Source organism: Lysinibacillus sp. FSL R7-0073, assembly GCF_038009065.1.
Classification (GTDB): Bacteria; Bacillota; Bacilli; order Bacillales_A; family Planococcaceae; genus Lysinibacillus; species Lysinibacillus fusiformis.
Genome location: NZ_JBBPAS010000001.1, coordinates 1,515,776 through 1,536,293, shown reverse-complemented (window position 1 = coordinate 1,536,293; position 20,518 = coordinate 1,515,776). Strand labels below are relative to the sequence as shown.

Here is a 20,518-nt window from a genome sequence, read left to right as displayed (position 1 = left end):
TACAATTAAAAAAACCGCAACCTCAGGGTCATCCTTGAGGTTGCGGAAATAGCGATGTGACATAATTTAAATCAAATGTCGTTTGTAAACTATTCTTTCGAAGGTATTATTGCTTTTTAGCAACATCAACAATACGACCTTCTGCTGTTGTTTTCACTTCTTTTAATGATAGTAATTGCTCTTGTAGATTTTCCCAATCAGATAAGCCTAAATCTGTTACACGACCTTCTTTATATGCTTTAGCAAACATATCAAAGCCGTCTCCACCTTTAGCAGTGAAGGCATTTGTTGCCACTGTATATGTTTTACCATCTTCTAGTGCAACATACTTGCCAGTTGCTTTATCTAAATATTCGATTGAAACAACACGTGGGCCTGCTTCTTTTGATGAATCATATTGTAATTTCGCTCCACCAATGTGTAGGAAACCACCATTTTCTTTAGGTGCATTTTTCAAGGAAACTTCAAATGCTGCTTTAAGCTCAGCTCCTGTAACATCCATTAATGCTAATGTGTTACCAAATGGTAATACTGTAATCACTTGTCCAACAGTAATATTGCCAGCTGGGATCGCTGCACGAATACCACCACCGTTTTGTAGTGCCATGACAACTGTTTTATCCGTATATTTTTGTGCTTTTGCCAACATACCATCTGTAATGATATTACCTAGGGCTGTTTCATTGCTACGTACACTTTCTAAGTTTGTTTCAGTTGCACGTGGATTTGCTAACTCCTCAGTAATTTTCACACCGATTTCCTTGTTGTTGACTTCATCAATTTTTGCTTTATATGGCGCTAGTAATTTTACTAATGCTGTATCTTCAGTAACTTTACCAAGGTCGATTAATTCGCCACCGTACTCAGTGACAACACCTTTGCCATCAAATGTTACATCCAGTGTTCCCAAATATTTTACATACTCATTAGCTTGTACGATTAATGTTGCATCTTTTGCTTCACCTACAGTGTTCGTATCTACAACAAATGGCTCGTCTAATTTAGTATGGTCATGTCCACCTACAATTATATCGATTCCTGGTACGTTTTTAGCTAGTAAAATATCATTATCCACATTTGGATTATCGTTGTAACCAATATGTGTTAAAGCGATAATTTTATTAACGCCCATACCCTCAAATGCAGCTACTGCCTTTTTCGCTTCTTCAATATAGTTAGTAAATTTCACTTTACCTGGAGAAGCAATATCCAAAGTTTCTTCTGTTGTTAAACCGAAGATACCGACTTTTTCTCCATCAATTTCTTTTACAATACCTGAATAGATTTTACCGTTTTCAGGTTCACTTGAAACTAAATCTGTAAATAAACCTGTAAATTTATCATCCGCTGAGAAGTCTGTATTGGCATCCACAAATGGGAATTTAGCACCTTTCACAAAGTCTGCAAGTGCTTGATGTCCTTCAGGTGATGAACCTAAATCAAATTCATGGTTACCAAATACCATAGCATCGAAGCCAATTTCATTTAATAGCGCTAAATCTGCTTGACCATGGAATTCGTTGAAGTATAAAGTACCGCTAAATGCATCGCCAGCATGTAATGTTAAAACATTTTTCTTTGTTTCACGTTGCTCTTTTACAGCTGTTGCTAGTTTCGGTAATTCATTTGCGCGAGCATGCGTATCATTCACATGTAGAACTGATAATGTAAAAGCATCTTCCGGTTTTTCTGGTTTTTCTGGTTTTTCTGGCGTTTCTGTTTCTGGCGTTTCTGGGTTTAATGTTGTTAAAGCTTCTGCAATCAATGTTGCTAGTTGTCCACGTGTTACGCTTTTACTAGCTTCATGATTTTTAGCACCTTCTAATTCTGGTAAGTTAGGAATAGATGATAAGATTTTTGCCAAATCACCATGTGTAATCGTTTGGTTTGGACGGAATGTGTTGTCTCCATAGCCTGAAATAACTTTTAATCCTACTAATGCAGCGATTGGGCCGTAATACGTATTAGCTGCATCAATATCCTTAAAGTTTGGATTCACAACTTCTTTCGTGTCTAGCTTTAATGCGCCTGCAATCATTTTTGCAGCCTGTCCACGCGTGACATTTGTATCAGGTTTGAATGTACCATCTGGGAATCCGCTAATAATACCTGCTGCATGAAGTGTAGAAATGCCCTCATAATCTGCATGATTTTCCTTTACATCCGAAAATGAACTAGCTGCTGATGCTGGTGCTGCTGCTACTGCCGTGATAGCCAATGCTGCTGCAGTAGCTGTTAAAAATTTGTTACGTTTATTTTCCATTACAAATGATACCTCCACTAGTAAAATGATGTACTAACAACTAAATTCTACATAAATATCTCATAAAATACTAGAACATTTGTAAAATTTTAATTTCACAAACTAGTTTAATAGTTAGAAAAACAAAATTTTACCAGTACTTTTGTAGCAGATTTAATTACATAAAAAAGGAGGATGGGCTATTCGGCTACCATAATTGAGCCTTGCCATCCTCCTATTTGATTCGATTTCCAGCTACTTTACTCATTGTTGTTTCTGGGATATACTCTTGTCTTACATCACTGTTGCTTCGGGTTCATAGGAAATCATTTCTTTAATCGTATTGCCTTCTCCCATTATAGCGACAGTCGGTTTATGATCCTTTGCCTCATTATTATCCACATATGCATAGGAAATAATGATGACAATATCGCCACGCTGTACGAGTCTTGCTGCCGCTCCATTCACACAGATTACACCTGAACCACGCTCACCTGCAATAATATACGTTTCAAAACGAGCGCCATTATTATTATTAACAACATGTACCTTTTCGTTTGGAAGCATACCGACTGCGTCTAAAATATCCTCATCAATTGTTATCGAGCCTACATAATTTAAATCCGCCTGAGTCACTGTGGCACGGTGGATTTTACTATTCATCATCATTCGTAACATATTTATAGTCCCTCTTTCACAGTAAAGATACTATTATCAATTAAGCGTGTCTGCCCAATATACACAGCAGCTGCCAGCAATACTTGTTGAGTCGTTTCAGTCACTGGGATTAAATCTGGATAGGCTAATAATTCAATATAGTCAATTCGTCCATGAGTTCGTGCCTCAATATGGGCTTTGGCCTTTACTAATGCGTGCCCAACATCTCCAGTCGCTAAAAAGCTATTCTGAGCCAATTGTAGTGCTTCATGAATGGCAGGAGCCTCTTCTCTTTCCGATTCGCTTAGATAAATGTTGCGAGAAGACTTCGCTAGCCCATCTTCCTCACGTACGATAGGCACGACGCGCATTTCTAAAGGAAAATTAAAATCACGCACCATTGTTGTAATAAGGGCAACTTGCTGGGCATCTTTTTGACCGAAATAGGCTCTTGTTGGAAGTGTAAGGTGGAATAGTTTTGCTACAACTTGTAACACACCATCAAAATGTCCTGGACGACTCGCTCCACAAAGAATTGTTGCCTGTTCACCAGCATGGATGCGAATTCCTCCATCCTGTGGATACATTTCTTCTACACTTGGGGCGAAGATAAGATTAACACCGACAGACTCTGCCAACGCAATATCTCTTGGCAAATCTCGTGGGTAACTTTCAAAATCTTCATTTGGCCCAAATTGTGTGGGGTTAACAAATATACTCATGACAACTAAATCATTTTCTGCACGTGCTGTTTGAGCCAATGTTAAATGGCCTTCATGTAAATATCCCATAGTTGGAACAAGGCCAATAGTTTTATGGGCTTGTTTGGCTGCCTGAATTTCAGCTGTTAATGCTTGTATCGTTGTGATAACTTTCATGATTTGACGCCCCCATATAGCTGGTCTAGAGCATCCTCTTTCATTGTGAAGAAATGCTTTTGCGCTGGGAAAGTACCTGCTTTGACTGCTTCCACATAGTGAACCATTCCTTCACTTGCCTCTTTCCCCATATCCGCAAATTGTTGAACAAACTTTGGCACATGGTGTGAGCCATAGCTTAACATGTCATGATAAACTAACACTTGGCCGTCTGCTTCGACACCCGCTCCAATACCTATAGTTGGAATAATAAGATTAGAGGACACAATTTCTGTTAGCTGATGTGGGATACATTCTAAGACGACCGCACATGCACCAGCCTCTTCACACTGCTTGGCATCCTCAATCAGCTGCGTTGCCTGTTCAGCCGTTTTCCCCTGCACCTTATAACCACCAAGTACTCCTGCTGATTGTGGCAACAAGCCTAAATGAGCAACCACTGGAATTCCTGCAGCTGTTAGTTTTCGAATGACCGGAATGACATCACCAGCCCCTTCCACTTTTAAAGCGTCAGCACCTGTTTCTTGCATCATATAAATGGCTGTTTTCAATGTTTCATTGACATCACCATGATAGGAACCAAATGGCATATCCACTACAACAAAAGTGTCCTTTGCCCCACGTCGCGTTGCTTTCGCATGATGGATCATATCTGCTACAGTCACTGGCATTGTAGAATCATAGCCAAGGACAACCATTCCAAGTGAATCCCCTACTAGAATCATGTCTACATTAGCAGACTCTGCAAATTTAGCAGCTGGATAATCATAGGCAGTCACCATCACAATTTTCTCGCCTGCCGCTTTCATCTTTAAAAAATCTGTTGTCGTTCTCATTTTGTAGTCCTCCTTTTTAAGGGAAGAAAACAGAAAAACCCCTCGGTTCCAAAATGGACAGAAGGGTAGTGTTTCGTTCGTTTGCAAAAACCCCCTACATAACTCGGCAAGAGGTACTAGCTTCACTTAGAAAGTAAGCTACTTTTTGAACGCATTGTTTTCTTCCGTCCCTGTCATAAAGATCAAGGCAGATATTTGTTAGTATGAGATCTTACGTTTGAAGGTGCCGTTCACAATGGATACTGCCCTTCAGCACATACTATAACAATAAAACTTGTAATCTTCAAATATTATTTTCTAATAGTAAAAATATTCATTTATAAAATTTGACAATCCATGCTATACGTCATATACTATCCACATACTATATGGCATATAATATAAAATGAAGTATAAGTAATGAATGTGAGGTGGAAAGATGACATTTCAGCTTGGCTCAGCTTTACTGGATGCTTGTGTATTGGCCATTGTTGACAAAGAGGATGCTTATGGCTATTCCTTAACGCAGCAAGTACAATCAGTCATGGATATTTCAGAGTCTACATTGTACCCCGTATTACGTCGCTTACAAAAAGCAGATTACTTAACTACCTACGATCAGCCCTATCAAGGTAGAAATAGACGCTATTATCAAATTACAGAGCATGGTCGTATACGCTTATTAGAGCTTTTAAAAGAATGGCGAGTCTATAAAGAAAAGGTTGATTGTGTACTTTTAGGAGGGAATATAGATGGATAGAGCTAGTTATTTGAAAAAGCTACGAGGGAAATTACGGCGCCTTCCTGCGCAAGAGTTAGACGCTGCTCTTGCCTATTATGAAGAATACTTTGAGGAAGCAGGAGAAAATAATGAGCAGCAGGTTATTTCAGAACTAGGCTCCCCTTCTCATGTTGCCTCGCAAATATTGGCAGATTTTGCCTTAAAGGATTTAGAAAACAATACGGAGAAATCGACTAAAAAGAATATGACAGCTTTATGGCTTATTATTCTAGCTATACTTTCTGCACCACTTTCTTTACCACTTCTTGCAACAGCTATCGCCCTTATATTTTCATTTGGTGCTGTCATTATTAGTTTGATTTTTGCGATTGGAGCTGGTATTTTAAGTATTTTTATTGGGGGAATTGCAGCCCTGATTTCAGGCCTCTTCATTTTAACAGAGCATTGGCCAACCGCCTTATTATTTATGGGTGTTGGCTTAATCATTACAGGGTTTAGTGTCTTACTCTTTCCATTCGTTGCCCGTTTTATTAAGAAAACCGTCCTTCTCTCTGTAGAAGCATTGGGCAGATTATTCCACAAAATAACAAAAACAAGGAAAGGGGGCTTCTAAATGGCTTCTAAAAATTCCCTTATTGCTATGACCATAATTGCGTTAGGTATTTTACTAGCATTGGTCGGCTATTTTTCAGGCGGTCGATGGTTCATTATCAAAGATGAGGATGGCATTCACGTGCCAGGCAGCAATAAACTAGTTAGTGAATCGTATAACTTAGATAAGTTTACTAGTATAAATATAGCGAATGATTATGGGGATATCACCATTGTCGCAACTGAAGACCAATATAAGCTAGAAACGAATGTACTCAAACAACAAGACGTCTCATATCGTGTTGAAAATGGAACTTTACAGATTGAAACTAAAGCTAAGAAAAAAAACGGGTTTGAATTTGGCTTCTCAAGCTTTTCTTCTCCCTCTATCAAAATCTATGTTCCAGCAAATACTAACCTAAAGACGATTGTAATAGATAGTGAATTTGGGGATACAACACTTCGTGGGTTGCATTATCAACAGCTGAATCTGATGCAAAATTACGGAGATATTACCTTCAACAACATAACTGGAGAGAAAACAGAGATTACACAGGACTTTGGTGATTTAACGTTCAAGCAATATTCTAGTAATGGTGTTAATATCGAAAGCGAACATGGTGATATTCATATTGCTGGAATTTTAAATGGGACATCAACCATTACATCTAGCTTTGGGGATGCAACGCTTCACTTACAAAACAAACAAAATGATCTTGGTTATGAAGTAAAAACAAGTTTTGGCGATATAACGGTTAATGGCAAAGAAGAAAATGGCAAAGTCACTCAGCTATACAAAAGTGATGACCAGCTGAACGTTTCTTTATCGCATGGTGACGTCAATGTTTCACTCAAATAATAATAGCAATTGAAGTCATCAAAAAAGCTGCAGGCACATACCTTGCAGCTTTTTTTTAAAGTATTTTGATGTCTCCTGCATAAATCGTTCGGACCAATCCATCATCTTGCGTAAGCTGTAGCACCCCATCATCTGTAATTCCACTAGCAATTCCTTCAAAGCGCTCTCGTATTGTCGTCACCTCAATACGTTGACCAATTGTACAAGACAGCTGTTCCCATAGGGTTTTAATACTTGCAAATCCTTCTTCAATATATAGCTCGGTAAATTGCTCTAGATACTGTAAAATCAAGGCTACAAGTGCCGCACGATTAATTTCTTCTCCTGCCTCTAATCGTAGTGAAGTAGCAATATCCGCAATATCTGGTGAAAAATCAGCCGCCTCCTGGTTAGCATTTATTCCAATGCCAACTAGTAATGCCTGTACCAGATCTGCCTCCGCCTGCATCTCCGTCAAAATACCTGTACATTTTTTACCATTAATTAATAGATCATTGGGCCATTTAATAGCTGGCTCAATATCTTGATATAGTGTTTTAATGGCCATTGTGACAGCGACTGCTACGACAAGCGTAAAAGAGGATGCCTGTTGAGGTGTGACATCAGGTCGAACGATAACGGTCATCCAAATACCACTACCATGGACTGATTCCCATGCACGAGCCATCCGCCCGCGACCTGCTGTTTGCTCTTCACCAATAATGACCGTGCCATGTGGTGCGCCTTCCTGTGCCAGTTTATGGGCAATCGTTTGTGTTGAATCTACGACATCGAAATAATGAATTTCTCTTCCAAAATGCTCTGTTTTTAAAAAAAGTTCAATTTGTGTGGGACTTAAACTATTTGGTACACCCGTTAATACATAGCCTTTTTTCTTTATTGTTTCAAATGTGTAGCCTTCTTCTTGTAACGTCTGCATATGTTTCCAGACAGCCGTCCTTGAAACTCCAAGAGAATCCGCTAATTCTTGACCTGAAACCGCTTCTCCATTGGAAGCCAGTATTCGTTTTAAAATTTCATCTTTCATGGACATTGTCATGTTCACATCAATCCTTTTGTAAACTCCGCTTTTTATGTAACTATACTTAATCATACTGTAAATTAACTGAAATGACCATTAGTGATATATATAACAAGCCGTCCCACGCTTTCCTGAGACGGCTTGTTGTAAGGTATATATATTCATGTTTCATGGAAATAGTTGTGATCTAGCCAGTTTTTTATCTGCTGCTGATCATTTGCAAGCTCATTATGAATAATCGCTTCCAGTATGTCCTCTAATACTTCTTTAACCCAAGGGCCTCCTTTTTTGCCAGACCATTTAAGTAAATCCGCCCCATTCACTACCATATCTTGCTTTTGTCGAATTGGCAGCTTGTCCTGCAATACATAAATAGGCTCGCTAGGTAAACGAACGTCCAATTGGAGGAGTTTTGCGAAATATATCGCTGCTTCTAGCTCCTGTTCTTTGTAGGTAAAATAATGGATGTTCGTCCAGCCACTTTTTAACGCTTCATATGCTGTCAATACAGATTTAACAAACGCCATTTCTTTATTGGATATACGATAATCCCGCAGAATCTCTCGCCAATTCGCTCCTTGAAGTAACGCAAAATAGGCCCAGCCTACATGCTTGTCCACAGTCTGAAATTCATACCAGCGATCAGCCTGAAAACTCCCTGGTAAATAATCTGCCAAGCCACTTTCCTCTAATTTTTGTAGGCCTCTAAAAACAGTCGTTCCGAGCCATAGCTTATCGAGCTCTGCTTTGATTCGTTCTTTCGCAATAAAAGCGATATCGGCCGCTCTATTTTGTATCGCAATCAATGTATCTTCCGCTATTGTAAAATCAAGCTGCGCTGAAAAACGGATTGCTCGTAACATACGCAAGGCGTCCTCAACAAAGCGTTTTTGTGCATCTCCAACAGCTCGAATAATACGAAGATCAATATCTTGACGACCGCCATAAAAATCAACAAAAGTGCCATCACGGCGCATAGCAATGGCATTCATAGTAAAATCACGGCGTTGTAAATCGTCTTGTAGAGAGCGAACGAATTGCACTTTATCTGGTCTTCGATGGTCTGTATATTCCCCATCTGTACGATAAGTAGTTACTTCAACTGGCCCAGCAGGTACGATAACAAGTACCGTCCCATGCTGAATCCCAATATCTACTGTCCGTTGAAAAACTAATTTTACCTCTTCAGGCAGCGCATTTGTCGCCACATCGACATCATGTGCAGGCCGATTCAGTAAAGCATCTCTAACAGCTCCACCTACAATAACTGCCTCAAAACCTGCTTGTTCTAATTGTTCAATTACTGAATAGGCTGTTTGCCATTCTTTATTGTTTTGCATGATTTCTTTCCGCAACCTTCTCGTACAGATTTTCGTATTGTTCTACAATTTTGGACGAGTGGAATTTTTCACTGACTGCATGAATGGCTGCTTCTCTGAAACGCAGTAATTTTTCTTCATCTTGCAATAACTGAACAGCATATTCAGCTACTGCTTCAGTATCTCCTAATTCCACAATAAAGCCGTCCAAACCATGTTCAATGACTTCCGGGATACCCCCTACATTTGTACCAATACAAGGTACTCCACAAGCCATTGCCTCTAATAAAACCAGTCCAAACGATTCCTGCTGAGATAGTAACAGTTTTAGGTCACTAATTGCATATAGTTCAGCTAAATTTTCTTGCTTCCCTAAAAATAAAACATCCTTCATATATGGACTTTCCTTTACTTGGTCCATTACACGATGCTTTTCGGGCCCATCGCCGACTAATAAGAGTTTCGCCTTCACATTAGCACGTATTTTCATAAAGGCGTCAATGATATGCGGAAGATTCTTAATTTTACGGAAGTTAGAGACATGGATGAGGACTTTTTCATCTTCTTGAATACCAAATTGCTCTTTTAGATTTCCTGAATTTCGAGGGAAGTACTCACGTTCATCCACAAAGTTATAAATTGTTTCAATGGGCTTAACTGTATCAATTAATTCATAAGTTTGTTCTTTTAATGCGTGCGACACGGTCGTCACAATATCAGATTTATCAATCCCATACTTAATGGCCTGTGAAAGCGTAGAATCCTGTCCAAGCACCGATATATCTGTGCCATGAAGTGTTGTAACGATGCCAATATCTCGCCCACTCATTTCACGTGCTAACACAGCACATACTGCATGTGGAATTGCGTAATGCACATGCAACACATCCAACTCTTCATCCTTGATGACGTCTGCCATTTTACTCGCTAATGCAATATCGTATGGTGAATATTGAAACACTGAATAATTATTAACTTCGACTTCATGGAAAAAGACGGTTGGATAAATTTTATTCAATCGAAATGGTACGCTTGAGGTAATGAAATGAATTTCATGTCCTCTTTCTGCAAGCATTTTGCCTAATTCTGTTGCAATTACACCAGAGCCTCCAACTGTTGGATAACAGGTAATGCCGATTTTTAGCTTTTTCATTCGATGATCATCCTTTCTAAATCACGTCTTTTATTAGTTACGTCTTTCTTGTATCAGTCTCCAATCCACAAAGCCTTCTTGTAGGCCTTTTAATAATATTTCTGCTGTCCCCATATTTGTCGCCAGTGGCACTTGGTAAACATCACAAAGACGGATAAGTGCAGAAACATCTGGCTCATGTGGTTGTGCTGTTAATGGATCTCGGAAAAAAATAACCATATCCATATCATTGTTGGCAATCATTGCGCCAATTTGTTGGTCGCCACCAAGTGGGCCTGAACGAAAACGTGTTACCTCTAAACCAGTGGCTTCAATGACACGCTGTCCTGTTGTACCAGTAGCATAAAGTGAATGTTCAAGTAAAATTTCTTTGTAAGCAATAGCAAACTGTACTAAATTATCTTTTTTACGATCATGTGCAATCAATGCGATTTTCATATAGCTTCCATCCCAATCTTTAGATGATGTTTTCTAAACCATAAACAAGTTGATCCATTTTCATAACCTCTTCTACACAAAAGGCAATGCCTGACATAAAAGAATTTCGATTTAATGAATCATGGCGAATCGTTAAAAGCTGCCCATCTCCACCAAATAATACTTGCTGGTGTGCCACTAAACCAGGTAAACGAACAGAGTGAATGCGCATGCCATCAAAATCTCCACCTCTTGCACCTTCAATGGTTTCTTTTTCTTCTGGATGCCCCTGAGTCTTTTGCGTACGTACCTCTTGAATTAATTGAGCCGTTTTCACTGCTGTTCCAGATGGTGCATCAAGTTTTTGATCATGATGCATTTCAATAATTTCTACATCTGGTAAGTATTTGGCCGCTTCTTTCGCAAATTTCATCATCAGGATAGCGCCAATCGCAAAGTTTGGTGCAATAATGCAGCCTAACTCTTTTTCTTTAGCAATAGTTGATAATTCTTCTAGTTGTGCATCAGTAAATCCTGTTGTACCTATTACAGGTCGTACATTTAAATTCAATGCTTCTTTAGTATGATTATATACAGCATGTGGGTTCGTTAAATCCACTAATACGTCTGGAGAAGTTGCTTCTACAAGATCATGCATTTCTGTAAATACAGGTACTGTATAGCTCGCTGGGAACATGTCTAAATCAGCTAATGTTTTTCCTACTTCCTTATAATCTAGTACAGCTACTAATTCCATTTTGTCATGTTTCATGACCGTATGTACAGCCTCAGCCCCCATTTTTCCTCTCGCTCCTGCAATAGCTACACGAATCGACATCATTCTTCATCCTTTCTCGTCCAACGATCCTTATCCCTTGTTTCAAATTTATGTATGACTCTTAATAAAGCTTCATCTAATTTAATACCCTGAGCATTGGCAAAGCATACTAAAACAAAGAAAAAGTCACCAAGCTCTTCTTCAATACTGTTTATTTCCTCTGTATTCTTTTTCTTTTTTTGTCCATATACATCCTGAACCTCACGAGATAGCTCTCCTAATTCCTCTGTTAAACGAGCTAGCAGTTCGAATGGTGGGAAATATCCTTCTTTAAATTGTCCTATATAATTATCAACACGCTGTTGTAATGCTTGCATCGTTAGTTGATCTGTCATTTAAATCACACTCCTATTTACCATCCTATATAATTTACACCGTTGTTGTCAAAACCAATAAAATGTCAGATAATAGATATCACTACTTCATTTGTTTGGAACTACAGGAGGTCAAATGTTAAAACAGATTAAAATACGTAATATTATCGCAATAATGCTCGGAGCAGCCATTTTTAGCTTCGGCTTTGTTCACTTCAACATTCAAAATCAGCTAGGTGAAGGTGGACTAAGTGGAATTACACTCATACTATACTTTACATTAGGATGGGACCCCGCCTTAATGAACCTATTATTAAATATTCCCATGTTTATAATTGGTTATCGATTACTTGGAAAGAAATCTTTTGTTTATACGCTTGTTGGCACTTTATCTGTTTCTCTTTTTCTAAAGATTTTCCAGAAATATCAGTTTACCATTCATTTAGAAGATGACATGTTACTCGTTGCTCTTTTCGCGGGTATATTCGTCGGACTTGGCCTGGGTATTGTCTTCCGCTTTGGTGGCACTACCGGCGGCGTCGATATTTTGGCGCGACTTGGGCATAAATATTTTGGCTGGAGTATGGGTAAAACGATGTTTGTCTTCGACGCTATTGTCATTATCCTTTCATGGCTTACATTCTTAGATGCTCGTTCCATGATGTACACATTAGTCGCTGTATTTGTTGGCGCTCGTGTTATTGACTTTGTACAGGAAGGTGCCTATGCAGCGCGTGGTGCTCTCATTATATCTGAGAAGTCTGGTGTTATTGCGGAAACAATAGCCCTACGAATGGAGCGCGGGATCACTATTTTAGAAGGACATGGCCACTTTACTAAACAGCCTAAGGAAGTTATTTATTGTGTGATCGGTCGCAACGAAGTTGTACGCCTAAAATCCATTGTTCATGAAGTGGATCCACACGCTTTCGTTTCTATTATAGAAGTTCGCGATGTAGCAGGAGAAGGCTTCACTCTTGATGATCAAAAACAACCACTTCATTAAGTGTTTGAAGATAAAAAACTTGTTATAGTGGTGTTCCACCATAACAAGTTTTTTTCTTAGTCATCGCTACGCATATTCGTAAAAATTAAAATTAAACGTAATAACTCTAGTACAGCTACCGCTGCTGCTGCTACATATGTTAATGCTGCCGCACTCAATACTTTTCGTGCTGGTCGTTCTTCTTCATTTGTAATAATGCCAAGCGAATTCATTTGAACTAATGCTCGCTTTGAAGCATCAAACTCCACTGGAAGTGTCACTAATTGGAAAACAACACCTGCTGCTAATAATATGATACCTAAAAGCAAGAAATTCGTACTACTTGCAAAAATACCAATCATTACGAAAATCCAAGACGCATTAGAAGAAATATTTGCCACTGGGACTAGCTTACTACGTAATGTAAGCATAGAGTAAGCTTCTTTATGTTGGATGGCGTGACCTACCTCATGGGCAGCTACCGCAGCCCCTGCAACACTCGCTTCATAAAAGTTACTTTCTGATAAAGCAACTGTTTTGGTTGCTGGATTGTAATGATCAGACAACACACCTTGTGTTGGCACAACTCGTACATCATATAAGCCGTTCGCATCTAAAATCGCACGCGCTACCTCTGCACCTGTTTGGCCTTTCATTGTACGTTGTTTCGCAAATTTATTATACGTGCCTTTTACTTTCATTTGTGCATAAAGTGGCAGTAGCATAATAATAATAAAATAAACAATATACATGCTTGTTGACAATATTCTAACCCCTTTCTACCTCGATACTATAATTCTATAATTTATACCCTAATTCGGCAAATATTTGCGCCACCTAATTGAGAAAATCGCAAGGAGAATACATGCAATTGATAACCAAAATGTAAAGTAGCCAATATAGCTTGTGTACTTGACTAAATCCCCATACATAGGCATTTGTCCAAACACATAGTCAATTACATCATTATGGAGCGTCCAGATAGCTGCTATAACTACATACCAGTAAGTGAATACATATTTCTTCAAATATAATATAGCTTGAACGGCCATTGCAAAATGTGAGGCAACTAGCATCCAGCCTTGCCAACCGATCGATCCTGTTTCAACTAATGTCCAAATATTCATGACATCAGCCCACAGACCGTATTTCACTAATGTTACAAGTGCTAATACTTCCATTAGCGGCCATCTTTTCCCCATAATCCAAGCAATTAACACAAAGCAAAAGAATAAGCTAGCTGTCGGACTATCAGGAACAAAAATATAAAAAATAGGCTTAGTCATTGCAAGCTGCCATCCATACCAATAATAGCCATAAATTGTGCCTAATAGATTAATAATAAGCAGCGCTATTAAAAATGACTTATGGTTAAGAAGATACCAAAGATTTGCACGTGTTATTTGCATAAATTCAACTCCTTGCGCTTTGCTAAAAAATCTTTGTTATGTACAGTGAAGATTCTTATTTCTAGGTGAAATTATTTCCACAACTTCAATATGTGCTAATGGATTGAATTCATTCGCTTTTATCCTTATTTCGACATTTTTCGCTAAATTACTTAGGACAAGGGAACCTTTTCGCCTAGCTTTCAGTCCCAATATTATAACAAGGTCGAAAAAAAAGAGCCAGTTTCCTGACTCTTTTACTATTACTCAGCTTTTAAACTTTCGATAAATTCAGCAAGTTTCTGAAGATCTTCATCTGAACCTGTCCATAATCCTGGTGGCATGTTACCACGACCATTATGGGCAATGTCCTTAATTTCATCAGCTGTTAATCCAGTGTTCATTAGAGATGGTGCACCAGCTCCACCTTCTAAGCCTTCACCGTGACATGTAATACATGCTGAACCAGCGTATAGTTTATAACCTTCTGATTCTTTATCGAATTCAACTGTTTCTACGATTGCACCCATAGCTTTTTGAGCTTCCCAGTCGTGGTTAACAACTGACTCCCAAGTTAGGTAGAACATAGCAGCTAGAGTTAATAACATAAACGCTGTCGGTAATGGACGTTTAGATGGACGACGTTCTGGACCCTTGTCTAAAAATGGCATTAATAATAGCGCTCCAAATGCAAGACCTGGAATTACAATTGCTCCAATTACATTGTATGGACCAGAAGCAAATGAGTATTTTAAAAGTTGATACATGAATAAGAAGTACCAGTCCGGTAGCGGTGTATATGCTCTAGTTGGATCTGCCGGCCCTTCAAGTGGTGACGGGTGAGCGACAGTTAATAATAAGTATCCAATTAAAAATACAGCACCTACCATCCATTCCTTCAGTAAGAAGTTCGGCCAGAAAGCTTCCGTCTTACCTGGATATTCGGAATAATCCTTTGGAACGTTCGGCATTCTGTGATTCGCTTTAATACGAGAATCGCCGACAAATTTCATTCCTTTTCCGCGATGCATAGTGTCCCCTCCTTTTAAAGATCATCGAACCGTCAAGACAATTACAACGGCCCTGAAATTCCTTGACGACGAATCATGATAAAGTGTGCTGCGAGTAACCCAAACAATACTGCAGGCAAGAAGAATACATGAATCGCAAAGAATCGAGTTAACGTTTGAGCACCAAGAATTGTAGTGTCACCCGCTAATAATACTTTAATTATTGAACCGATAAACGGTACAGATGCTGCAATTTCGATACCTACTTTAGTAGCGAATAATGCTTTCATATCCCATGGTAATAGGTATCCTGTAAAGCCAAGACCCATCATTACACCAAAAATACCTACACCAACCATCCAGTTTAACTCACGAGGTTTCTTATAAGAACCTGTGAAGAATACACGAAGTGTATGTAAGAACATCATTACGATAACTAATGAAGCCCCCCAGTGGTGCATACCGCGAACGATCTCACCAAACGCTACTTCGTTTTGTAAATAATAAACTGATTTCCAGGCATTCACAACGTCTGGTACATAATACATTGTTAGGAACATACCAGATAGAATTTGAATTACTGTGATGAAGAATGTTAATCCACCAAAGCAGTAAACGAATGCTGAAAAATGATGTGCAGGGTTAACGTGCTCTGGCACTTCGTGGTCGGCAATATCACGCCAAATGGGTGTAATATCTAGGCGTTCATCGACCCAATCATAAATTTTATTTAGCACTGTTGTCGTACCCCCTTACTTATTTAACTAGAGAATTTGCTTTTGCTGGACCAATCATTAAATAGCCATCTTTTTCTTGTACTTCAAATTCATCCAACGGACCTAGAGGCGGTGTACCTGCAACGTTTTTCCCGTTTTTCTCATAACGTCCTGCGTGACATGGACAGAAGAATTGACCTGGGTGTGCAGAATCTCCATTCCAGTCAACCATACATCCTAAATGCTTACAAACAGGTGAAAGGGCAATGATTTGATCGCCACTTTTATAAACCCAAGCTACATCTGTAACCTGTGATTTGTACCATGCATCCACTTGTTCATATGAAAAGTCAACTTTTACTGGCTCTTCAGTCAAGTCAGCGATTTTATGCTCTGTTTCTACAAAATCTCCACCCTCATGCTTTTGTAGCACTGGATCAATTGCAAAGCGAAGCATTGGCATTAGCATACCTGCCGCCATAAATCCACCTACACCAGTAAGAGTATAACTTAGAAATTGACGACGTGAAACTCGATTATTACTCATTATTTTCCCCCCTCTAACTTAAAGGTCAGTCCAACGGACATACTTTTACAAATAGTAATACTAGGACATATATATGATATATCAAGTCCATAGCTTGGTCAATATAGCATTCTGTGGAAAGCTGGAGAATGTGAACATTTATTGAAACTAATTGTTAAATCTGTGCCCATTTGGTCGAAAGCATCGGAACCACTTGTCGTAATTGATCTTCGAGAATGGATTTTTTCACACCTGCATCCATGCTTTCTAACGGAATTGCTGGTAACCAAATAATATTTACTATATCTCCAATATTTGTCCAAGAGTGGTCACAAGTAATGAAGAACACATGCTTAAAGCCAGCATTATGTAATTGTGTTTCAAATTGCTTCGGTAATTCTTCGTTTTTTAAAGAAGCCATATAAGAAAAAGGTGGCATGACTAGTAAACGGCCTTTAAACTGTTGTTCTATGAAAGAAGTTAAAGACATTAGAAAATCTACCTCAGCACCACTTTGTTTCATTTTCTCAGAAGCCAAATCGATGGATATGAGCGGAACTATCGCAGTATCGATGAAATCCTTCTGTCCCAAAAACGATGTCACATCGTTTGCATTAAAGTACATTCAACAAACCTCCTTTGTCACATAATAAAAAATGCCCTTTTCCACTCTTCAAATAGGATACCCAATTAAAAGTGAAAACAATCATTCACTAGTAATGTTACCATACTGAAGTGGGTAAAGGACATTCAATTTTTACCTATAACTAAGGTAAATTAGCCGTTTCCTTTAATGCTTGTAACAAATTAGACAATTCATAAAAACGTTCTTCATCTCCCTGATCGAGGGCTTCATCAATTTGTGCAAGTAATTTTTCTTCTTGGAATACGAGTAAGCTATTGGAAAGCAGTTCTTCTGCCAGTAAACGATCTTTTTCACTAACTAACAGTGTCTCTGGCATATAAGGGTTTTCTTCTAGAACTGCTAAGTATTGTGCACTTGGTGGTATATTTGGAAAATTCAATTGTATATACATATCTTCTTGCTCGTGTAAGCGTAAATCATGGAAAGACTTTTCGGCGTCTGCCGTCATTACATTGCCTTTATAGAAACGAAAAGGAACACCTGTTGAATCAACTGTTGACATCACCATTGCTCTCGGACAATAGTGAGCTTCTTCCACAAATCGGATTCGTTTTAATAAGTCATCATTGCTAAGTAAGTAATTTAAAATCCAAACACACTCACGACGTTTCAATTGATAATTTTTTAAAAACCATCGAACAAATGCTTTTTTATCAACAACTGATACAGAAGCAGTCATACCCACTCCCTCCTTTACTCAAATTCTAAGGCTTCTAACTTCTCTTGCCACTCTGGTTCACCTGGTTGAATGTTAATTAATTGTTCAAGAATCACTTTCGCCTCTGAACGTTTTCCTTCCTCTAATAAAAAGTACACATATTTTTCTAAAAATGTTGCGTCTTCCTTAAAATCATTATATGCCAAACGGTAAAATTCGTATGCACGGTCGTACAATTCTAAATTTTCATATGCCTCCGCCGCAAATGGATATAATGTGCTCCATTCAAAATCATTTTGCTGAAGAGTCTCAAATAATTCGATAACATCTTCATTCCGTTCCTGTTGTCCTAACACAGAAATAAGTGCTAATACGGCTTCCATATACTCAGGATCTAACGCTATTGCTTCTCGTAAATATTGCTCAGCTTCTATTGGCAAACTATTTTTCAATGCCATTTTCCCAGCAAATAAATAGAGCGTTTTATCATATTCATCGCGTTTTAATCCCTCTTGGATCGCCGCATAAGCTTGTTGATTTTCCTCTGTCATCGCATAGCTTTCTGCTAGCAATAAGTAAGCTGAGAAGTAATCTGGATCTAACTCTTTCAATTCCTCTAATTGTTTAATAGCCAACTCGTATTTTTGGGATTGGAAGGCTGAATACGCAGCACCAAATAAAATATCTGGTTTCACCTCATCGTCAAGCGCCTTTAAATAGTAATCCAATGCCGTTTCGTAGGCAGCCCCGGCACGATAAACCTCCGCCAATCGCTCCACAAGTTGAACACCAGCAAATTCACCTTGTTGTTCATATAATTCTTCATACAATCTTGCAGCTTCTAAAAAACGACCTGTTTCAAATAACAGCTCAGCTTTGGCAAAATGCAGTAATGGCTCGTCTGGTAAAATTGCTAGTGCTTCATTTATACGTATTTCAGCTACTTCAAATAACCCCTGCATTTGATAATAATCAGCTAAAACTAATAATGCTTGAGGATATTCTGGTGATGCTTCTTCGATTTCAAGCAATAAATTTAATGCTTCATCTTCATCACCAAGCTCCATTAAAACATTTGCACGATCTATTTTTAACTGTGCCTCTTCTGGGAATAAAAATTGTAAATGCTCCAGCACACGGTCAGCTTCTTTCATGTACCCATATTGCATAAAAATTTCTGCAAGTGCGTAAATTTCCTCGGGTAGCTCCTTCACTAAAAATGTTTCAAGTAGCTGATCTATTAATGCTAAGTCTCCCTGTTCAAGTGCTTGCATCATTTCAGTCATCGCATTGTTCACAGTCATTCACCTATTCTTTCTTTGATACCTTTATGCTACAAAACATTTACCACCGAAACAAGAAAAAACTCCCCAAAAACTTGGAGAGTCAATCTTTAATTGTTACCTTACTGCCTCAATATGTTCAAAGAATGTTGGATACGATACAGCAATACACTGTGCATCATCTAAAGTGACTGATCCTTCCGTAATTAAAGCAGCTACAGCACCCATCATTCCAATTCGATGATCGCCATATGTTTTGAGACTTGCACCCTTTAGTGGTGTTGGGCCTTCAATAATCATACCGTCATTTGTTGCTTCAATGTTAGCACCCAGCTTTTTTAATTCAGCTACAACCGCAGTAATACGATCTGTTTCCTTCACTTTTAACTCTTCGGCATCTTTAATAATGGTTTGTCCATGTGCCTGTGTAGCAAGTAAAGCAAGGATTGGTATTTCATCTATTAAACGAGGAATCAACTCTCCCTCGATTGTTGTACCAGATAAAGTAGATGTTTGAATTTGAATGGTCGCTGTTGGTTCAGCTTGACGGTCATCATTTGGGATCACTGTCATCGATGCGCCCATTTTTGAAAGAACCTCTATAATTCCATCACGCGTTGGATTAACACCAACATTTTCAAGTGTTAATTGACTAGTATTACAAATTGCCCCTGCCACTAAGAAAAAGGCTGCTGACGAGATGTCCCCTGGTACAGAAACATGGGTCCCACTTAATGTTTGTCCACCCTCTAATGAAACTACTCCATCCTTCACTTCGACATCAGCACCAAATTGACGCAGCATTCGTTCAGTATGATCTCTTGACACTTCTGTTTCTCTAACAATCGTTGTTCCCTCAGCACGCAAGCCTGCCAGTAATATAGCAGATTTAACTTGAGCACTTGCTACTGGCATTTTGTAATCAATGGCCTGTAGTTTTGTACCTTGAATGGCTAATGGTGTATATTGACCGTCTGCACGTCCCGTAATATGGGCTCCCATTTGACGCAGTGGATCAATGACACGTCGCATTGGTCGCTTGCCAATTGATGCATCCCCCGTCATGACTGAATGAACTGTAGAGCCTGCTAAAATTCCGAGCATTAAACGTGTAGTTGTACCAGAGTTACCTGTATACAACACCTCTGTAGGCTCCTGCCAGCTACTCATCCCTGGACTTTCTATCGTTACATTCGTTCCTTCCACCTCAATATTCACACCAAGCTTCTGGAAGCAATCAATGGTACTTAAACAATCTTCCCCAAGTAAAAAACCTTCTACTGTTGTTGTCCCAGTAGCAATGGAACCAAACATCACAGAACGGTGAGAGACCGATTTATCGCCTGGAACAGTTAGTGATCCATGTAAAGATGGCTTATTGTATTGTAAAACTTTTTCACTCATTAATTTTTCCCCTCCAATATGAAGACAGAAAGCGCCGTAAAGCCGACGCTTTCTTT

The 20,518-nt window shown here is 38.9% G+C and carries 23 protein-coding genes; 4 read left to right on the top strand and 19 right to left on the bottom strand.

What is annotated here, in order from left to right:
- Window positions 1-106: 106 nt before the first annotated feature.
- The 4 genes from MKY88_RS07350 to panB all read right to left on the bottom strand — a co-directional run bounded on the left by MKY88_RS07350 (window position 107) and on the right by panB (window position 4,613).
- Window positions 107-2,263, bottom strand: coding sequence for a 5'-nucleotidase C-terminal domain-containing protein (locus tag MKY88_RS07350; protein WP_340813274.1), 2,157 nt, complete (start codon window positions 2,261-2,263; stop codon window positions 107-109).
- A 273-nt stretch (window positions 2,264-2,536) separates the two neighbouring features.
- Window positions 2,537-2,920 (bottom strand): aspartate 1-decarboxylase, encoded by a 384-nt coding sequence (gene panD, locus MKY88_RS07345; RefSeq protein WP_069480690.1) that lies wholly within the window; start codon window positions 2,918-2,920, stop codon window positions 2,537-2,539.
- 2 nt (window positions 2,921-2,922) lie between these two features.
- On the bottom strand, window positions 2,923-3,777 hold the full coding sequence (panC, locus tag MKY88_RS07340; protein ID WP_193831382.1) for a pantoate--beta-alanine ligase: 855 nt from the start codon (window positions 3,775-3,777) through the stop codon (window positions 2,923-2,925).
- A complete protein-coding gene (gene panB / locus MKY88_RS07335; protein WP_340813273.1) occupies window positions 3,774-4,613 on the bottom strand; it encodes a 3-methyl-2-oxobutanoate hydroxymethyltransferase in 840 nt (279 codons plus the stop codon). The genes panC and panB overlap by 4 nt, the downstream gene beginning before the upstream one ends.
- Window positions 4,614-5,031: 418 nt before the next feature.
- Here panB and MKY88_RS07330 point away from each other — a divergent pair, with 418 nt between their 5' ends.
- Genes MKY88_RS07330 through MKY88_RS07320 form a run of 3 tightly spaced genes read left to right on the top strand, consistent with a single transcriptional unit; the run spans window position 5,032 to window position 6,784 of the window.
- Window positions 5,032-5,352 carry a PadR family transcriptional regulator gene (locus MKY88_RS07330; protein WP_008181900.1) on the top strand — a complete coding sequence of 107 codons (321 nt, stop codon included), beginning with the start codon at window positions 5,032-5,034 and terminating at the stop codon, window positions 5,350-5,352.
- Window positions 5,345-5,947, top strand: coding sequence for a DUF1700 domain-containing protein (locus MKY88_RS07325; protein WP_193831381.1), 603 nt, complete (start codon window positions 5,345-5,347; stop codon window positions 5,945-5,947). Before MKY88_RS07330 ends, MKY88_RS07325 begins: the two co-directional genes overlap by 8 nt.
- A complete protein-coding gene (locus tag MKY88_RS07320) occupies window positions 5,948-6,784 on the top strand; it encodes a DUF4097 family beta strand repeat-containing protein (protein WP_328202413.1) in 837 nt (278 codons plus the stop codon). It begins immediately after the preceding gene.
- A 55-nt stretch (window positions 6,785-6,839) separates the two neighbouring features.
- Here the strand turns inward: MKY88_RS07320 and MKY88_RS07315 are convergent, their stop codons facing one another.
- The 6 genes from MKY88_RS07315 to MKY88_RS07290 form a co-directional block, all read right to left on the bottom strand.
- Window positions 6,840-7,823 carry a biotin--[acetyl-CoA-carboxylase] ligase gene (locus tag MKY88_RS07315; protein ID WP_069480685.1) on the bottom strand — a complete coding sequence of 328 codons (984 nt, stop codon included), beginning with the start codon at window positions 7,821-7,823 and terminating at the stop codon, window positions 6,840-6,842.
- A gap of 143 nt (window positions 7,824-7,966) precedes the next feature.
- Window positions 7,967-9,145, bottom strand: a complete 1,179-nt coding sequence (locus tag MKY88_RS07310) for a CCA tRNA nucleotidyltransferase (RefSeq protein WP_340813270.1) — start codon at window positions 9,143-9,145, stop codon at window positions 7,967-7,969.
- Window positions 9,132-10,277, bottom strand: a complete 1,146-nt coding sequence (gene bshA, locus MKY88_RS07305) for an N-acetyl-alpha-D-glucosaminyl L-malate synthase BshA (protein WP_340813269.1) — start codon at window positions 10,275-10,277, stop codon at window positions 9,132-9,134. Before bshA ends, MKY88_RS07310 begins: the two co-directional genes overlap by 14 nt.
- A gap of 33 nt (window positions 10,278-10,310) precedes the next feature.
- The gene (gene mgsA / locus MKY88_RS07300) at window positions 10,311-10,715 is read right to left on the bottom strand and encodes a methylglyoxal synthase (protein ID WP_008181558.1); all 405 of its coding nucleotides are present in this window, start codon (window positions 10,713-10,715) and stop codon (window positions 10,311-10,313) included.
- Window positions 10,716-10,734: 19 nt separating this feature from the next.
- Window positions 10,735-11,532, bottom strand: coding sequence for a 4-hydroxy-tetrahydrodipicolinate reductase (dapB, locus tag MKY88_RS07295; protein WP_193831378.1), 798 nt, complete (start codon window positions 11,530-11,532; stop codon window positions 10,735-10,737).
- Complete coding sequence (locus MKY88_RS07290) at window positions 11,532-11,867, bottom strand: nucleotide pyrophosphohydrolase (RefSeq protein ID WP_008181563.1); 336 nt, start codon at window positions 11,865-11,867, stop codon at window positions 11,532-11,534. Before MKY88_RS07290 ends, dapB begins: the two co-directional genes overlap by 1 nt.
- Window positions 11,868-11,982: 115 nt before the next feature.
- Here MKY88_RS07290 and MKY88_RS07285 point away from each other — a divergent pair, with 115 nt between their 5' ends.
- Window positions 11,983-12,852 (top strand): YitT family protein, encoded by an 870-nt coding sequence (locus tag MKY88_RS07285; RefSeq protein ID WP_008181565.1) that lies wholly within the window; start codon window positions 11,983-11,985, stop codon window positions 12,850-12,852.
- A 56-nt stretch (window positions 12,853-12,908) separates the two neighbouring features.
- Here MKY88_RS07285 and MKY88_RS07280 read toward each other — a convergent pair whose 3' ends face one another.
- The 9 genes from MKY88_RS07280 to aroA all read right to left on the bottom strand — a co-directional run bounded on the left by MKY88_RS07280 (window position 12,909) and on the right by aroA (window position 20,462).
- Entirely contained in the window at window positions 12,909-13,583 is a 675-nt protein-coding gene (locus tag MKY88_RS07280; RefSeq protein ID WP_008181566.1) for a zinc metallopeptidase, read from the bottom strand.
- A 60-nt stretch (window positions 13,584-13,643) separates the two neighbouring features.
- A complete protein-coding gene (locus MKY88_RS07275; protein WP_340813268.1) occupies window positions 13,644-14,240 on the bottom strand; it encodes a DUF1405 domain-containing protein in 597 nt (198 codons plus the stop codon).
- Window positions 14,241-14,482: 242 nt separating this feature from the next.
- Window positions 14,483-15,250, bottom strand: coding sequence for a menaquinol-cytochrome c reductase cytochrome b/c subunit (locus tag MKY88_RS07270; protein ID WP_004232669.1), 768 nt, complete (start codon window positions 15,248-15,250; stop codon window positions 14,483-14,485).
- Window positions 15,251-15,291: 41 nt separating this feature from the next.
- Window positions 15,292-15,966: a menaquinol-cytochrome c reductase cytochrome b subunit gene (gene qcrB / locus MKY88_RS07265; RefSeq protein ID WP_054609847.1), complete on the bottom strand. Its 675-nt coding sequence runs from the start codon at window positions 15,964-15,966 to the stop codon at window positions 15,292-15,294.
- 19 nt (window positions 15,967-15,985) lie between these two features.
- Entirely contained in the window at window positions 15,986-16,492 is a 507-nt protein-coding gene (locus tag MKY88_RS07260) for a QcrA and Rieske domain-containing protein (protein ID WP_069480680.1), read from the bottom strand.
- Between the two features lie 154 nt (window positions 16,493-16,646).
- Window positions 16,647-17,096 carry a DUF2487 family protein gene (locus MKY88_RS07255; protein WP_031417986.1) on the bottom strand — a complete coding sequence of 150 codons (450 nt, stop codon included), beginning with the start codon at window positions 17,094-17,096 and terminating at the stop codon, window positions 16,647-16,649.
- Between the two features lie 142 nt (window positions 17,097-17,238).
- Entirely contained in the window at window positions 17,239-17,796 is a 558-nt protein-coding gene (locus MKY88_RS07250; RefSeq protein WP_008181956.1) for a ReoY family proteolytic degradation factor, read from the bottom strand.
- Window positions 17,797-17,810: 14 nt separating this feature from the next.
- Window positions 17,811-19,079, bottom strand: a complete 1,269-nt coding sequence (locus MKY88_RS07245; protein ID WP_083244629.1) for a tetratricopeptide repeat protein — start codon at window positions 19,077-19,079, stop codon at window positions 17,811-17,813.
- Window positions 19,080-19,175: 96 nt separating this feature from the next.
- The gene (gene aroA / locus MKY88_RS07240; protein ID WP_193831375.1) at window positions 19,176-20,462 is read right to left on the bottom strand and encodes a 3-phosphoshikimate 1-carboxyvinyltransferase; all 1,287 of its coding nucleotides are present in this window, start codon (window positions 20,460-20,462) and stop codon (window positions 19,176-19,178) included.
- Window positions 20,463-20,518: the final 56 nt, after the last annotated feature.

Bases quoted from the DNA above. Each gene is read 5' to 3' on its own strand.
- MKY88_RS07350 (WP_340813274.1), bottom strand. From the start codon at position 2,263: ATGGAAAATAAACGTAACAAATTTTTAACAGCTACTGCAGCAGCATTG.
- MKY88_RS07245 (WP_083244629.1), bottom strand. From the start codon at position 19,079: ATGACTGTGAACAATGCGATGACTGAAATGATGCAAGCACTTGAACAG.
- aroA (WP_193831375.1), bottom strand. From the start codon at position 20,462: ATGAGTGAAAAAGTTTTACAATACAATAAGCCATCTTTACATGGATCA.
- MKY88_RS07325 (WP_193831381.1), top strand. From the start codon at position 5,345: ATGGATAGAGCTAGTTATTTGAAAAAGCTACGAGGGAAATTACGGCGC.
- bshA (WP_340813269.1), bottom strand. From the start codon at position 10,277: ATGAAAAAGCTAAAAATCGGCATTACCTGTTATCCAACAGTTGGAGGC.
- MKY88_RS07330 (WP_008181900.1), top strand. From the start codon at position 5,032: ATGACATTTCAGCTTGGCTCAGCTTTACTGGATGCTTGTGTATTGGCC.
- MKY88_RS07275 (WP_340813268.1), bottom strand. From the start codon at position 14,240: ATGCAAATAACACGTGCAAATCTTTGGTATCTTCTTAACCATAAGTCA.
- MKY88_RS07310 (WP_340813270.1), bottom strand. From the start codon at position 9,145: ATGCAAAACAATAAAGAATGGCAAACAGCCTATTCAGTAATTGAACAA.
- MKY88_RS07320 (WP_328202413.1), top strand. From the start codon at position 5,948: ATGGCTTCTAAAAATTCCCTTATTGCTATGACCATAATTGCGTTAGGT.
- panC (WP_193831382.1), bottom strand. From the start codon at position 3,777: ATGAAAGTTATCACAACGATACAAGCATTAACAGCTGAAATTCAGGCA.
- mgsA (WP_008181558.1), bottom strand. From the start codon at position 10,715: ATGAAAATCGCATTGATTGCACATGATCGTAAAAAAGATAATTTAGTA.
- MKY88_RS07270 (WP_004232669.1), bottom strand. From the start codon at position 15,250: ATGCATCGCGGAAAAGGAATGAAATTTGTCGGCGATTCTCGTATTAAA.
- panD (WP_069480690.1), bottom strand. From the start codon at position 2,920: ATGTTACGAATGATGATGAATAGTAAAATCCACCGTGCCACAGTGACT.
- dapB (WP_193831378.1), bottom strand. From the start codon at position 11,532: ATGTCGATTCGTGTAGCTATTGCAGGAGCGAGAGGAAAAATGGGGGCT.
- MKY88_RS07315 (WP_069480685.1), bottom strand. From the start codon at position 7,823: ATGACAATGTCCATGAAAGATGAAATTTTAAAACGAATACTGGCTTCC.
- MKY88_RS07255 (WP_031417986.1), bottom strand. From the start codon at position 17,096: ATGTACTTTAATGCAAACGATGTGACATCGTTTTTGGGACAGAAGGAT.
- MKY88_RS07260 (WP_069480680.1), bottom strand. From the start codon at position 16,492: ATGAGTAATAATCGAGTTTCACGTCGTCAATTTCTAAGTTATACTCTT.
- MKY88_RS07250 (WP_008181956.1), bottom strand. From the start codon at position 17,796: ATGACTGCTTCTGTATCAGTTGTTGATAAAAAAGCATTTGTTCGATGG.
- MKY88_RS07280 (WP_008181566.1), bottom strand. From the start codon at position 13,583: ATGTATATTGTTTATTTTATTATTATTATGCTACTGCCACTTTATGCA.
- MKY88_RS07285 (WP_008181565.1), top strand. From the start codon at position 11,983: ATGTTAAAACAGATTAAAATACGTAATATTATCGCAATAATGCTCGGA.
- MKY88_RS07290 (WP_008181563.1), bottom strand. From the start codon at position 11,867: ATGACAGATCAACTAACGATGCAAGCATTACAACAGCGTGTTGATAAT.
- panB (WP_340813273.1), bottom strand. From the start codon at position 4,613: ATGAGAACGACAACAGATTTTTTAAAGATGAAAGCGGCAGGCGAGAAA.